The sequence below is a fragment of the Pandoraea terrae genome, from assembly GCF_902459695.1.
Taxonomy (GTDB): Bacteria; Pseudomonadota; Gammaproteobacteria; order Burkholderiales; family Burkholderiaceae; genus Pandoraea; species Pandoraea terrae.
Genome location: NZ_CABPRZ010000003.1, coordinates 340,842 through 355,662, shown reverse-complemented (window position 1 = coordinate 355,662; position 14,821 = coordinate 340,842). Strand labels below are relative to the sequence as shown.

At 63.6% G+C, this 14,821-nt stretch carries 12 protein-coding genes; 7 read left to right on the top strand and 5 right to left on the bottom strand.

The annotated features are described in order from the left end of the window. The gene (locus PTE30175_RS05395; RefSeq protein WP_191628840.1) at positions 1-990 is read right to left on the bottom strand and encodes a BMP family protein; all 990 of its coding nucleotides are present in this window, start codon (positions 988-990) and stop codon (positions 1-3) included. Positions 991-1,203: 213 nt separating this feature from the next. Continuing rightward, the gene (locus PTE30175_RS05390; RefSeq protein WP_150696084.1) at positions 1,204-2,187 is read right to left on the bottom strand and encodes an NADP-dependent oxidoreductase; all 984 of its coding nucleotides are present in this window, start codon (positions 2,185-2,187) and stop codon (positions 1,204-1,206) included. A gap of 229 nt (positions 2,188-2,416) precedes the next feature. On the opposite strand from PTE30175_RS05390, the gene PTE30175_RS05385 reads away from it, so the two are divergent. The 7 genes from PTE30175_RS05385 (at position 2,417) to PTE30175_RS05355 (ending at position 11,487) form a co-directional block, all read left to right on the top strand. After that, on the top strand, positions 2,417-3,451 hold the full coding sequence (locus PTE30175_RS05385) for an AraC family transcriptional regulator (RefSeq protein WP_224788613.1): 1,035 nt from the start codon (positions 2,417-2,419) through the stop codon (positions 3,449-3,451). Positions 3,452-3,628: 177 nt separating this feature from the next. Then, a complete protein-coding gene (locus PTE30175_RS05380) occupies positions 3,629-3,973 on the top strand; it encodes a hypothetical protein (RefSeq protein WP_150696014.1) in 345 nt (114 codons plus the stop codon). Next, positions 3,963-4,613: a Dabb family protein gene (locus tag PTE30175_RS05375; RefSeq protein ID WP_150696013.1), complete on the top strand. Its 651-nt coding sequence runs from the start codon at positions 3,963-3,965 to the stop codon at positions 4,611-4,613. The genes PTE30175_RS05380 and PTE30175_RS05375 overlap by 11 nt, the downstream gene beginning before the upstream one ends. A gap of 633 nt (positions 4,614-5,246) precedes the next feature. Beyond that, on the top strand, positions 5,247-6,632 hold the full coding sequence (locus PTE30175_RS05370; protein ID WP_150696012.1) for an HlyD family secretion protein: 1,386 nt from the start codon (positions 5,247-5,249) through the stop codon (positions 6,630-6,632). A gap of 89 nt (positions 6,633-6,721) precedes the next feature. Further along, positions 6,722-7,960, top strand: coding sequence for a hypothetical protein (locus PTE30175_RS05365; protein WP_150696011.1), 1,239 nt, complete (start codon positions 6,722-6,724; stop codon positions 7,958-7,960). 3 nt (positions 7,961-7,963) lie between these two features. After that, positions 7,964-9,925, top strand: coding sequence for a glycosyltransferase family 2 protein (locus PTE30175_RS05360; protein WP_150696010.1), 1,962 nt, complete (start codon positions 7,964-7,966; stop codon positions 9,923-9,925). A 50-nt stretch (positions 9,926-9,975) separates the two neighbouring features. Further along, positions 9,976-11,487: an efflux transporter outer membrane subunit gene (locus PTE30175_RS05355; RefSeq protein WP_150696009.1), complete on the top strand. Its 1,512-nt coding sequence runs from the start codon at positions 9,976-9,978 to the stop codon at positions 11,485-11,487. A 93-nt stretch (positions 11,488-11,580) separates the two neighbouring features. Here the strand turns inward: PTE30175_RS05355 and PTE30175_RS05350 are convergent, their stop codons facing one another. The 3 genes from PTE30175_RS05350 to PTE30175_RS05340 form a co-directional block, all read right to left on the bottom strand. Then, complete coding sequence (locus PTE30175_RS05350) at positions 11,581-12,651, bottom strand: MBL fold metallo-hydrolase (protein WP_150696082.1); 1,071 nt, start codon at positions 12,649-12,651, stop codon at positions 11,581-11,583. A 35-nt stretch (positions 12,652-12,686) separates the two neighbouring features. Beyond that, entirely contained in the window at positions 12,687-13,340 is a 654-nt protein-coding gene (locus tag PTE30175_RS05345; protein ID WP_150696008.1) for a peroxiredoxin, read from the bottom strand. Between the two features lie 164 nt (positions 13,341-13,504). After that, positions 13,505-14,632: an aminotransferase class V-fold PLP-dependent enzyme gene (locus PTE30175_RS05340; protein WP_150696007.1), complete on the bottom strand. Its 1,128-nt coding sequence runs from the start codon at positions 14,630-14,632 to the stop codon at positions 13,505-13,507. Between the last annotated feature and the right edge of the window lie 189 nt (positions 14,633-14,821).

Here is a 14,821-nt window from a genome sequence, read left to right as displayed (position 1 = left end):
TCACCCGACAAGCACTTTGATCTTGCCGGCCAACAAGTTGTTCTGGATCTCCTGGACCTTGGTCAGCAACTCGGGGGTCGCGCCGCTGCAGACTTCGATGCCAGCCGAGCGGGGCCCCATGGCCAGGCCGAACACCTTGGCCTCGGGCTTCCACGTGCCGGCCATCATCTGGTCGATCGCATACTCGACCATGAAGCCGATGCCGCTGATCGTATAGGCGGCGTAGAGGGCGTTGTGATCACCGCAATAGTTGCTGTAGCTGCCGATCAGACGCGTGCCTTTATCGCGCGCGGCCTGTTCCATGCCTCGCACACCGAGATTGAGAATGTTGTAATGCATGTCCGCGCCCTGGGCGATCGCAGCGAGCGTGGCTTCCTTGGCTTTGGCGACATCGTCGAAATCGCCGGTGTAGGTTTCGATGTATTTGATGTCAGGCCGCACATAACGCGCCCCGTTACCGAATTCCTTGCCCGTATTGACGATGGCCGGAATTTCGAGACCGCCGACATAGCTGACCGCACCGCGCTTCGAGAGCATCGCCGCGACGGCGCCCGCGACAAAGCCGATCTGGGCTTGCAGCACGTCGTATTGCGCGACGTTATCGGTCGGCAGGCCGGTCGGACCGACGATGGTGAACTTGACCTTCGGAAAGCGTTTGGCGACCTTGAGTACGGACGCCTGCGTCTGGCCGGCCGCGCCGATGACGAGATCGTTCTTGGCGGCGAGCGTCACGAGGACTTGCTCCATGTCGCCGAACTTGACGTTCTCGATCGACGTAATCTTGATGCGGTCGCCATACCGCGTTTGGGCGGCGACAATCCCTGCGTACGCCGACTCCATCCAACCGTGATCCGCGCGAGAGCCGGGAATCAGCACACCTACGCGAATCGGCCCGGCAGCCAGGGCCCGCGAGCCGATCGTGGCGGAAAGCGAAGCCGCGCCTGCGGACAACGCGACATTGCGAAGAAAAACCCTGCGATTGAGCATCATGGTCACCGTCTCCTCCAGAGGTGAATGCGTTCATTGCATGCGTCTTCCACCGGACGTTTTGTTGTCTTGTGTTCAGGTGGTGCATCGATAGTAGGAACGCCCCTCGCATTTGTATAGACGGTGTCCGATATGCTCCGAATTCATGGGATGAATGACAAAAAAATGGCCCGAGCGCCGGTAAGGCGTGCCGGGCCAGGGCGACCGGGGTCCCGCTCAGGTCATGTCGTTTGCGACCTGCAAGACGAGCTTCGCGCGATGCGTGCCGTCCTGCACCATGCGATGCGCCTGCGCCACGCTTTCCATCGGCATTGATGCAATGCGCGGGACACGCACCTGGCCGCGCGCGAGCAGGTCTGCGATCTGACCCAGCAACCTCCCGCTGGGCATCTTGCTGAACGCTACCCGGGTCCGCAAACCGCGCCGCACCGCTTCCGCGTGATCCGGACCTGCGTCGTCTTGCATCAGCGTCAGAATGCTGACCAGCGTACCGCCCGGACGCAGCATGTCCAGCCCGGCAGGCAGCGTCGCGCAACCGATCGTATCCAGAATCAGGTCAACCCCCGACGGCGACCACGCTTGAACGGCCGTCTTGATGTCCTGCGTTCGGTAGTCGATGGTGTGCTGCGCGCCAAGGGTGGTGACGTAGTCGAAGTTGTAGTCGCCGCAAGTGACTGCGACCTCGGCGCCGGCATGCCGGGCAAACTGGATTGCGAATGCCCCGACCGCACCTGCCCCGCCGTGGATCAGCACACGCTGGCCCGGCTGGAGTTCGCCCTCGTCGAACAAGCCGGTCCACGCGGCCAACGCAGGCGTCGGCACGGCGGCGGCCTGTGCAAAACCGAGATTCTCGGGCATGCGGACCACGGACGCCTCGGAAACCACGGCGTACTCCGCATACGCACCCCACTTGCCGGCCCCCACGTCGCTCTGTGCGAAAACCCGCATCCCCGTCTCGAAGCCGGCCACGTCCGCGCCGGCATCGACCACGACACCGGCGAGGTCAAAGCCGATAACGAACGGAAACGAATAGTCCATGAATGACTTCAGATAGCCCTCCCGGCACTTCCAGTCGGCCGGATTCACACCCGCATACGCGACCTTGATCAGTACCTCGCCGGGACCGGGCGCCGGTCTGAGAACGCTGGCCAGCTTCATGACCTCCGGTCCGCCAACGCGATCCATCACGACCGCGCGCATGGTGGCATTTGCTTCAAGTTGCATTTTGTCTCCGTGAATGATCAGGCGCGAGATGGCGGACCGCTTCCGATGCCTACGTACCGCGACAGCGCTCATTTGCCGATGCACTCGTGACACGCCGGTGCCCTGGGAATATCATCGCCCCAATGCATTATCCGGCGGCCGCATTCGGGCAACGCTTACCGCGCCGATCATCAACCGTTACGACCTCGCTCAAAAGGAGTCTTGAGTGGCAACCTCGCGCAAACGGCAGACCGTACGTGTACCTCAAGGCTTGGGCGCCCGCTTGCTCGACGAATTGAGCCGCCATGGCAGCACGAACCCCGCGATGGCGCCGCCCATTGCGCCCATTGCGCCCATTTCGCCCGATGCCGCAGTGCCGCCCTCCGCAGATCAATTCGCCTCGATGTACCGATCGGCGATCGAACAGCTGGAGGCACAGGTCGCGCAGCGAGACGGCCATCCCCCCATGCGCAAGACGGAAGTCGATCTCATGTGCCGCTGCCTGCTCAGCTGTCGTACGCTCGAGGAAGCCATCCGCTGCGCAATCGACTTCTGTGCCATGCTTTACCCGAGGGCCGGCGCTTTGCATCTGGCCTCAGACGCGCCTGCCGCAACCTTCCGGATGGATTCGTTGCGTCAACGGCACAGTTCCGCAGCATGCCTGGTCGACCTCACAGGCCTGCTGTTCTATCTCCAGCTTTTCAGTTGGCTGATCGGCCAGCCGCTGGCCCCTGAGCGCGTCTTTCTCGCGCATCCTGTACGCGAGGACGCCTCGCCATTCCTCGGCCTGTTTGGTGCGCCCGTCATTGTCGGCGAGCCGACCTACGGCTTTACTTTCGACGCGGCATTGCTGAGCCGGCCCATCGTGCGCCAGCCGGCGGAGCTTCCCCCGTTCCTTTCGGACGTGCCGTTTCGGTTGACGGGCACCGTGCCGCAAGCCCTGACGACTTCCCAGCAGGTCCAGGGCTTCCTCGAGGCCGCGCTGGCCCGCGAATTTCCGCTGCCCACCCTGAGCGAGATCGCCATGTCGCTGGGCATGAGCGAGCCGACGTTACGGCGTCGCCTGACCGCTCAGGGCACCGGATATCACGTGTTGCGCGAGCAATGTCTGCGCGCCTTCGCCGAACGCTGCCTGCTCGCCACCCGCTGGTCGATGGGCCGCATTGCCGGTCATCTCGGCTTCAGCGACGAAGCGTCGTTCCGCCGCGCATTCGTGCGCTGGACAGGCCAAGCGCCCAGTCGCTTTCGCCGCGGGCAGTAGCTCACGGAATGCCCCGGGCCTCCCGGGTCAACGTCCCTTTCCATGCGCCGTTCGCGCAATTCCTGTTTTGATCGCCGGCGTAGCGTTGACTGACCGCCGCGGTAACGGCCCGCGCTGATGTGCCCCCCCATAATGGACGTCACTTACGCTCGCCGGCATGCGCACAGGAGGCCGCAGATGATTCACGTGCTCGACGAAATCGTCGTTGACGCAAAGCACATTTCCGCCGTGCTCTCGCTTTTGCAGGAGCACTATCTCGGCACCAGCGCCGCGCGGGGTCTTACCTTGCTCAATCGCTGGGTATCGCCCCCCGTGGGCGTCCCGGATGCGCCCAACACGCTGTGGCTGTTGTGGCAATTGCCCGGCGTCATGGCCTACTACGGCATGCGTGGCGCCGCCGGACCGGAAGTGATCGCGTTCTGGTCCGCTGTGGACGGCCTTTGTCACCGCCGCTGCCGCCATGTCCTGACCGATGCCGATCAACCCCTGCCCGTGCCGATGGAGTGTTCCGATGCGACTTGAAACCGCCCAGCTCTTTCTCGAAGATGGCGCCTGCACAACCACGCTCGAGCGCGAGCTGTCCGCCCGCGCGCAGTCGCTGCCCGGCTTGCGCCGGGTCGCCTTTGGACGAAACATGGAAGGGTGCTGGGGTGCGGGCGACTGCACCGTCGATCTGCATTTCGCGGCGGATTCGCAAGACGCGGCGGAAGTTTCCGCCTGGCTGTCGCAGTTGCCGGGCGTGTCGCGCACGGATCATCTCGCCTACCGTCCGATCGGCGGTGGCGAGCGGGCCGCCGGCTTGCAAAACGGCGTCTGGCGCACTTTGCTGTTTCGTGTCAGGCCTGAAGCGGGCAGCGAACATGTCGAATCGCTGGAGCGCGATCTGCTGCGAATGCCCGCGTACATGCCGACCATTCGCAACTGGCAACTGAGCCGCGTCACGTCGCCAAGCGCGTGGACCCACGTGTGGCAGCAGGAGTTCGCCGCCATCGGCGATCTGCACGGCGAGTATCTGACACACCCCTTCCATTGGGGCCGCGTGGACCGATGGTTCGACCCCGAGTTTTCCGAGTGGACGGTGTCAGCGATTTCCCACGCCTTTTGCCCCATGGCATCGAGCATCCTGACCCAGCGCGCCACGGCGTCGGATACATCGTCGTAACGTCCGCCTGTCCGGCGCATTGCACACCGTATTGTTTCTCACGCAACGCTTTGTAACGAATCGTAAGGACGTGGCCGTTGATATCACGGGTTTGTACCGATGAACCGTGATCCGGCAATAGGTCACGTCAATCGGTCTCCGAAATCGATCCATGAACATCGTGTGAAACGCCCCCGAAACCCGGGCGAGCGCACCATGACGATGCATGGACCCTGCATTGCGGGGGCGAAATCACTTAAAAATACAAATAGCCTCACGTTATTTCAAAACAATATTTAGCACTACATATCACATTTACATCTTCTTACAGACCGTCCTGGTCATCTTCGTTAGTCTTGAATCGCTAGCTGTGAAGTTCGCTGGACGCGAAGCGACGGTTGGCATCCATCTACGGTCTTTCGACCACCCATGATGCATCGACGACTTTCGTCGGTCATGTCCATTGGCAAGGCCTCGCCGGCACTTGCCGTTCGTGCAGCAGATGCGCGAGTCGCCTCTTGCGATTTCCGCATCTCTCCAACAAGCCTTCGTCGAAGGCGCTCTGTTACGCGCAGTCAACATCCGGTCACGCAGGATGCCGTTTTGTTGATCGCAGGGCGATAACGGTATGGATTGGATTGAAATGAGGGGCATATGAACGACACCAGGGAACTACGCAAGCTCGAACCCACGGGCTTACCGACACCGAAGGACGCTTTGCCGTCACGGCCTCCGCCGGCGCGCGAAGGCCCCCGCTTCTGGCGCTGGCAAACGATGCCCCGGCTTGCCGGCTACGGTATCGCATTGCTCATCGCGTGGGTGTTGCTCACGATGCTGCTGCCGCCCGTGTTCACCCATTCATCCGAGCGCGCCGTTGTCGATGGTCCGGTGAGCCTCGTCACCACGCCGGTCGACGGCATCGTCACCACGCAACACGTGCAGGTCGGCGCACCGTTCAAGGCCGGCGATTCGCTGATGCAGGTGCAGAACCCGAACATCGACAGGTCGGTGCTCTCCGAGTTGACCAGCAAGAAGATCGAGAACCAGCAACGCTACGATCTGGTCAAGTCGCAGATCGACGGCGACCAGGCCCGGCTGGCGATGACCGGCAAGCAACTAACCGAATACCAGGCCGCCGCGCAACGCTCTCACGCCGACAACGTTCGCGCCCTGCAGGCGCGCGTGGCCACGGCCAAGACACAAGTCGAGCAGCAGGAAGATCTCGTCAACCGTAATCAGGCGCTGCAGTGGGCGGGGGCCGTGAGTGAGGCCTTTACCAACGCGTCCCGCTATCAACTGTCGATGCTGCGTAATGCGAAGGAAGCCGCCAGTGCGGAGCTCGAGAGCGCGATGAGTGAAAGCCGGGCCTCGCAACGCAAGGTGTTCACGTCGAGCGGCGACACCTCCGTCGCCTCGATGTCACAGCGGCGCGACGATATCGCCAGTGACATCACGCAATTGCGGTCCCAGATGGAACAGTTGGCGTCGTCCGGCAAGGAGATCGACGACATGCTCGCGAACGAACAATCGCGCATGGACCGCATGTCGAATCTCGAGATCAAGGCGTATGGCCCCGGTACCGTGCAGGATGTCGTTGCACCGCCCGGCACTCGCGTGACCGCCGGTTCGACGCTGATACGCGCCACCGACTGCGCCAAGGCCGACGTCGTCGCGGTGTTCCCGCGCAGTCTCAGCGATGTCCTGCTGCCCGGATCGAAGCTCAAGGTGCAGGTCGATGGCGTGAGCCAGACGCTCGGCGCGTCGGTCGCCGAAGTCCTGCCGCGCGCGACTGACGGCGACCAGGCCCGCTATCTCGTGCCGTTCCCGCCAATCGAAAAAAATGAGATCTACCTGATTGCGCGCCTCGACAAGCCGCTCGTCGATGTGCCGAACGCCGCCAGCCGCGCGAATACGGCGCCGCAGAGCAGCTGCGCGATGGGACACTGGGCCAAGATCTCGATCGACAAGACCTGGTGGAACCGTCTGCCCACGGTCACGATCGACAAGCCGTGGTGGAACCGACTGCGCACGGTGTTGTGATGCTTTGCCGACCTCGCGATGACGCGTTGCGCCGCGCCCCGGCGTCCGGCACCTGCCGCAGGCTCGCCCGCCGGACATTCGCCTGCCTCATGGTTTGCGTGAGCAGTGCCGTGGGCGCCGCGACGTCGCCCCAACAGCAGGATGTCCTGAACGGCGGCTGTGCTGCGCTCGCGGGACAGGTCGCCGCCGTCCCCGGCAAGGGACCGCTGTGGCTGACAAGCTATGCGTCGTCTCAGGGCGAGTTGCCGCCGGCATTGCGCAACGCGGCGTTCCTCTATGACAACGCGCTCGCCGGCATTGCGCTGGTCGCCTGCCATCGCGTGGATGACGCGCGCCGCATTGCTGATGCCGCCGTCGCCGCGGTTGACCGCGATCGGCACTATCATGACGGCCGCCTGCGCAACGCTTATCGCGGCGGCGTCGTGGGCCCCGGCCCGCTTGCGTTGCCGGGTTGGTGGGACGCGCCGAGCCAACGCTGGTTCGAGGACGAATACCAGACCGGCACCGCGACCGGCAACGTCGCGTGGGCCGCACTCATGCTGTTGACGGTCTACGACGCCACGGGCGAGCGCCGCTATCTGGACACCGCCGCCAAGGCGATGGGCTGGGTGGCGGGCAACGTCTACGATGCCACGCCGCCGGCGGGATACATCGGCGGCTTCTTCGGTGAGGAGCCCAATCCGATTCGCCAGACATGGAAGTCGACCGAGCACAACGTCGACACCTATGCCGCGTTTCAATGGCTCGCGCGGGCAACCGGCGACGCCCGCTGGCGCGAGCCCGCGGCGCGCGCGCGGACATTCGTGACGGCCATGTGGCAGCCGGGCGAAGGCCGTTTCATCATCGGCACCGGCGAAGACGGACACACGCCGAACAGCGGGCCGTCGGCCATCGATGCCGTGCTATGGCCGCTCATTGCCGTGGACCATCCACCGCAGCAATGGCGCGCGGCGATCGACTGGGCGAACACGCGGCACCGCACGGGCGGCGGTTACGGCTTCAATGCGAATCCCGACGGCGTGTGGACCGAGGGCACCGCGCAGGCGGCCTTCGTGTTGCAGGCGACCGGCCATGCCGACGACGCGAACCCGCTATGGCCACTGCTGCAAAGCCAACGGGCGCCGTCGGGGCTGCTGTACGCAACGCCGGAGCCGCGCATCCGCACCGGGCTTTCCATCGGCCCGAAGTCAAAGACACCCGACTTCTTCTACTTCCACTTGCCGCACCTCGGTGCGACGGCCTGGGCAGTGCTCGCCGCGGCCAACTGGAATCCGTTTCAGCCCAACCGCACAGCGGCGCCTCGCGAGGCCGCGCCATCGAGGGAATGACCCATGTACACACTGTATTTCGATGACCAGACGCTCATTGCGATCAATCTCGCCACCTTGTCCATCGTCCTGTTGCTCGGCATGCTCGGTGACCGGAAGCGCGCGCTCGACCGCATGCTGTTTGGCGGCGTCACCGCGGCGATCCTGGTGATCTACCTCGGCTGGCGTGTCAACTGGACGCTGCCGGCATTCGAGTTCGGCGCCGCGAGCCTCTGGGCCTATGTCTTCTTCGCCTTCGAGACCGTGGCGATCACGTACACGCTGCTGTCGATCGTCGTGCTGACGCGCTCGACCGACTACACGGCGACGGCCGACCGCGCCGAAGCCAGGCTGCGGCGCCGCGACGACTTGCCGGCCGTCGACATCTTCATTGCGACCTATAACGAAGGCCTCGACATTCTCGAAAAGACGATCGTCTCGGCACTGGCCATCGACTATCCGAACTTCCACGTCTGGGTCCTCGACGACACCCGCCGTGTCTGGCTCAAGGAATTTTGCGAGCAGGTCGGCGCCGGCTACGTGACCCGGGAAAACAACACGCACGCCAAGGCGGGCAACCTCAACAACGGTCTGCAGCATACGGCGCGCCTGAGCAACGCCCCGTTCATCATGGTCCTCGATGCCGACTTCGCACCGCGGCGCAATATTCTGATGCGCATCATGGGGTTCTTCGACGATCCGAAAGTCGGCGTCGTGCAGACCCCGCAGTTCTACTACAATGCCGACCCGATTCAGTACAACCTGCGCTCGACCGAGTGCTGGGTCGACGACCAGCGCGCGTTCTTCGATGTGGTGCAGCCGGCCAAGGACGCCTGGGGCACGGCGTTCTGCATCGGCACGTCGTTCGTGGTGCGGCGCGACGCCGTCAATGAGATCGGCGGCTTCCCGACCGGCACGGTCACCGAAGATATTCACCTGAGCTACCGCCTGATGCCGCGCGGCTACATCACGCGCTGGCTCAACGAACGCCTGAGCGTGGGCCTGTCCGCCGAGGGCTTGCCGGAGTTCATCAGCCAGCGCAGCCGCTGGGGCCTTGGCACGATCCAGGTGGCTTTGACGGCCGACGGTCCATTGCGCGGGCGCGGCTACTCCTTCACCCAAAGGCTGCATTACATCCACGGCCTGCTGCTTTGGCTCAGCCGGCCGTTCACGGTGATGCTTCTGGTCGCGCCGCTGCTGTACTGGTATTTCGATATCCCGACGCTCTACAGCGAGCCGCTGCATTTCGTCGCGTACGGGTTGCCGGCGCTGGTCGCGTTCTGGGGCTACAGCATCTGGGTGACTGGCGCGCGTGTCATGCCGGTGTTCTCCGAGGTGACGCAGATTGCCTCGGCGCTGACGGTGTCCGCGACGCTTGTCAGCGCGATCTTCAAACCGTTCGGCCGGCCGTTCAAGGTCACCAACAAGGGGCTCGACCGCTCCAGGCTCGTCGTGCACGGCAAGCTCGCAATGTTCTACATGAGCCTGATCGTGCTGTCCGCCCTCGGGCTGATACGGACGTTCGCCAGCGACATGTCGGCGCCGGGACTGGCCTTCAATACCGTGTGGACCGCGCTCTCGCTGGTGCTGTATCTGGCGTCGCTGCTGATCTGCGTGGAACTGCCCCGCCCGCGCCGGGAAGAGCGCTTCCCGTTTCGCGAGGAAGCGAAGGTGCGCATCGGCGGGCGCGAGGTCGGCGGCATGACACACGATCTTTCCTGCAACGGCGTCGCCGTACTCAGCCGGCATGCGCACGTCGTCGACGCACACCATGACGGCGAGGTATGGATTGCCTCGCTCGGCTGGATGCCATGCCGCATCGCGCGCCGTGACGGCGAGTTGATCGGCCTTGAATTGCAGCTCGACATGGCCATGCGCCATCGGATCATCCGCGCGCTGTTCTGCGCGCCGCCGGCCAACGTCGCAAGCCGGGCCCGCCCGCGCATGGCCCTGTCGCGCCTGCTCACGCGGGCTTTCTCCGGGTAACGCGTCCGGCGCCCCGCCCAACTTGCTCAATGACTGCCACGGACTTTGCCATGGATCGTACCCGTCTTCCGCTTCTCCTCGCCGGCCTGCTGGCCGCCTGTTCACTCGAGCCGGCCTATCAGCGGCCCGCCGCGCCCGTGCCACCGGCATTTCCGACCGGCCCGGCCTACCAGACGACGCCAGCGGGCGCGAACGGCAAGGGCAATGGCGCCAACGTCAGCGGTGCGCCAGGTCAGTCGGCAGCCGATATCGGCTGGCAGGATTTCTTCGTCGACGCCCGGCTCAAGCAGTTGATCGAACTGGCGCTGGCCAACAACCGCGACTTGCGCATGACGGCGCTGTCAATCGATGCGGCTCGCGCCGCCTATCGTATCCGGCGCGCGGCCCAGTTCCCGGCGATCAATGCGACAGCCGGCGAGACAACTCAGCATCTGCCGTCCGACGTGCGGCTGCCCGGCCAGGCGTCCGTCGTCAGCCAGTTCGACGCCGGTATCGGCTTCAATGCGTTCGAGCTCGACTTCTTCGGCCGCGTGCGCAGCCTCAAGCACGACGCGCTGGAGCAGTATCTGGCGACGGAGGAGGCACACCGCAGCGCGCAGATCAGCCTGGTCGCCGAGGTGGCCAATGCGTACCTGACATTTCAGGCGGACCAGGCGCTGCTGAAGTTGTCGCAGGACACGCTGAACGGGCAGCAACAGAGCGTCGAGGTGGTCCAGCGCAGCATGCGCGCCGGGGCGCTCGCGCAGCTCGACCTGAATCGCGCCAGTACGCAGGTGGATACTGCGCAAGTGGCCGTCGAGCAATATACGCGGCAGGTGGCGAAGGACGAGAATGCGCTGGCGCTGCTGATCGGCGGGCCGGTGCCGCCCTCGGCCATTGCGGCCAATGCGCCGGACGGCCAGCGCATGCTGGCGGATTTGCCCGGCGGCTTGCCGTCGGACTTGCTGTTGCATCGCCCGGACATCATCGCGGCCGAGCATCAGCTCAAGGCGGCCAACGCGAACATCGGGGCTGCGCGGGCGGCATTTTTCCCGACCATCAGCCTCACCGGGCAACTCGGACTGGCCAGCGCGACGCTGGCGGGATTGTTCAGCGCCGGCACGGCCGCGTGGCTATTTTCGCCGCAAATCTCGCTGCCGATCTTCAACGCGGGCAGCAACCGGGCCAATCTCGATCTGGCGAACGTGCGCAAGGACATCAATATCGCCAACTATGAAAAGACGATCCAGACCGCGTTCCGCGAGGTGGCGGACGGACTGGCCTCGCGCGGCACGCTCGACCGGCAGGTCAAGGCGCAGGAAAAGCTGGTCGAGCACACGCAGGAAACCTACCACCTGTCGCAGATGCGCTTTCGCGCAGGGATCGACGACTACTTCGCCGAGCAGGATGCGCAGCGGTCGCTGTTCACTGCGCAGCAGGCGCTCGTCACCCTGCGGCTGGCCAGAGAGACGAACCAGGTCTCGCTGTACAAGGCGCTAGGCGGCGGGTGGACGAAGACGACGCAGGCGCCGCAAGGACAGCAGGGACCGCAGGGACAAACGCCGCCGATTGCGCGCAAGTGATGCGCGTGAGCGTAGCGGCCTACGCCAAAAGAAAGCGCGGCACAACGAAGGAATAGCGGTTGTGCCGCGCACTCGATCAAGGCAAGCCGAGGACTAGGAGCTACCGTTTTCCACGACACGGCCTTCCGCACGCCATCGGAGCATGCCACCGGCGAGGTTGGCGACAGCCTCAAAGCCTGCCTGCCGCAAAATGACCGTGGCTTGGGCTGAACGTCCGCCGGCCCGGCAGACTGTCACGATGGGGCGATCTTGCGCGAGCTCGGAAACGCGGCCAGCCAGGTCGCCCAGGGAGATCAGCCTGGCTTCGGGGATGCGTCCCAACGGCCCCTCGAATTCGTCGGGCTCACGCACGTCGACGATCTGCACCGAATGGTAATTTTCCTCGAGCCACTGCGGATGGATTTCCCAGATGCCCGCGAACGTATACGTCAGGGGCGCCCAGCCGGGATCGGCAAGCTGCGCGGGATCTTCTGTGGCGGCGCCGCATTTCAGGTTCGCCGGCACCGCCACGTCAATCTGCCGCGGATGCGGCAAGCGCAGGTTCGTCATGTATCCGGTGAAATCGCCCTCGCTGAGTTGACCGCCGAGGCGCGGGTTGAAACGCCGCTCCTCGCCCACACTCGTGACGGTCAGGCCACGATAATCGTGCGCCGGGTAAAGCAGGCACGTTTCGGGCAGCGTGAAAATCTGGAGGTGAATCGCCTGGAACATGGCGTGCGCGTCGCCCCGCTGGAAGTCCGTCCTGCCCGTACCACGGATCAACAGGCAATCACCGGTCAACGCCATGCGCTCATCGTCGAGCACGAGGGTGATACACCCATTCGTATGACCCGGTGTCGCACGAACCTCAAGATGCCGCGAGCCAAACACACACCGGTCGCCGTGCTGCAGGTAGCGGTCCGCGCCTTGCGCACCGCTTGCCGCCGATATCGCGATCTGGCTGCCCATGCGCCGCTTGAGCAGCCACGCGCCGGTCACGTGATCGGCGTGGACGTGGGTATCGATGGTATATAGCAAGCGCAATCGAAGTTCTTCGATCAGTGCCATATCCCGGCGCACCTGTTCGAAAACCGGATCGACCAGCACCGCATCCCCCGTTGCACTATCGGCGAGAAGATACGTGTAGGTGGACGACTGCTGGTCGAATAATTGCCGGAAGATCAACACACGCGTGCTCCGTCGCGCATCTGCGGGCTGCGTTACTTTGGCTGTTGCACGTACCGCAGGTACGGCTTCAACGTCTTGAACCCTTGCGGATATTTCTCTTTCGCGGCATCGTCAGAAACCGATGTCGGAATGATGACATCTTCGCCGGGCTTCCAGTTCACCGGCGTAGCCACCGTGTGTTTCGCGTTCAGTTGCAGCGCATCGAGCAGGCGCAGCACCTCGTCGAAATTGCGGCCCGCGCTCATCGGATACACGAGCATCGCCTTGACCTTCTTGTCGGGCCCGACAAGGAATACCGAGCGCACCGTCGCGTTGTCCACTGCAGTGCGCGGCCCGCCGCTTGCGTTCGGGTGGATCATGTCATAAAGCTTCGCGACCTTCAGGTCGTCATCGCCAATCAGCGGGTAGTTGACGGCCTTTCCCTGCGTTTCTTCAATATCCTTTACCCATTTCTGGTGGTCGCTGACGGGATCTACGCTAAGGCCGATGATCTTGGTATTGCGCTTGTCGAACTCCGGTTTGAGCTTGGCCAGGTACCCGAGTTCAGTCGTGCAAACGGGCGTGAAATCTTTCGGATGCGAGAACAGGATCGCCCATTGATCGCCGATCCACTCGTGAAAACGGATTGTCCCTTCGGTGGTCTCAGCAGTGAAATCGGGCGCATCTTCGCCAATACGAATCGACATCTTCAGCCTCCATGGGGTGGGTGCATCAGGGTACGCCGCCGCGGACGGCACGATGGCGCCTGATCCTTCGAATTGTAGTCAAGTTATCGCCGGATTTCCGGCTTCATTTGACGCCCGGCCGAGAATTTCCGTGTTGCAACACTTCCGCTTCGCGGCCGAGCCCCTTACGCGATCCCGTTGAGCACCTTTTCCAGGCTTCCCACCGTACGATCGATGTTATGCAACTTGTCCAGGCCGAACAGCCCGATGCGAAAGGTCTTGAAATCGTCCGGCTCGTCGCACTTCAGCGGAACGCCCGCCGCGACTTGCAGTCCCGCCGCCGCAAATTTCTTGCCCGACTGGATGGCGTCGTCGTCGGTATAGCTGACGATCACGCCCGGCGCCTCGAAGCCTTTCGCCGCCACGCTCCTGAAACCTTTTGCGGCCAGCAGTGCGCGCACCTTCTCTCCTAGCGCCAGTTGCTCCGCACGGACTTTGTCGAAGCCGTACGCCGCTGTCTCCTGCATCACGTTACGCAGGACCGCCAAGGCATCGGTGGGCATGGTGGCATGATAGGCAAAGCCGCCTTGCTCGTAGGTCTCCATGATCTGCAGCCACTTGCGCAAATCGCAGGCGAAGCTGGTGCTGATGGTGGCATCGATCCTTTCCCGCGCCAAGGGGCTCAGCATTACCATGGCGCAACACGGCGACGCGCTCCAGCCCTTTTGCGGTGCGCTGATCAGGATATCCACGCCAGTCGCCTGCATGTCGACCCAGAGCGTGCCGGACGCGATGCAATCCAATACAAAGAGTCCACCCACGGCGTGCACCGCGTCGGCGGCCGCGCGTATATACGCATCGGGGAGGATGATGCCGGACGCGGTTTCGACGTGAGGCGCGAATACCACATCCGGTTTGCTTGCCTTTATCGCGGCAACCACCTCCTCAATCGGCGGCGGGGCGAAGGCCGCTTGCCTGCCGTCCGTCACCGGGCGCGCCTTGAGCACTTGCGCACCGGAAGGAATGCCACCCATCTCGAAAATCTGGCTCCAGCGGAAACTGAACCATCCGTTGCGGATGACAAGACATTGCTTGCCCGTCGCAAACTGCCGCGCCACCGCTTCCATGCCGAAGGTGCCGCTGCCGGGAACGATCACGGCCGAGCGAGCGTTATAGACTTGCTTCAATATGCCTGAAATATCTCGCATCACACCCTGGAAGGCCTGCGACATATGGTTTATCGCGCGGTCGGTGTAGACAACGGAGTATTCGAGAAGCCCATCGGGATCGACGTCAGGTATTAGACTTGGCAAGTTCGTCTCCTGGAAGAACGCGCATGCTCGGACGTGGCATGCTGTCTGCCGCAATCCTACCCCGAATAGGCGCGAAGATGCGTTTTCAGGGAATCAGCAACGAACGGCAAATGGAAGACCTGCCGGGCTGCTTGCGAACCCGTCAGTCGCCGGGCATGTGACCGTCCGGTTCAATGCGTGCAGAATACC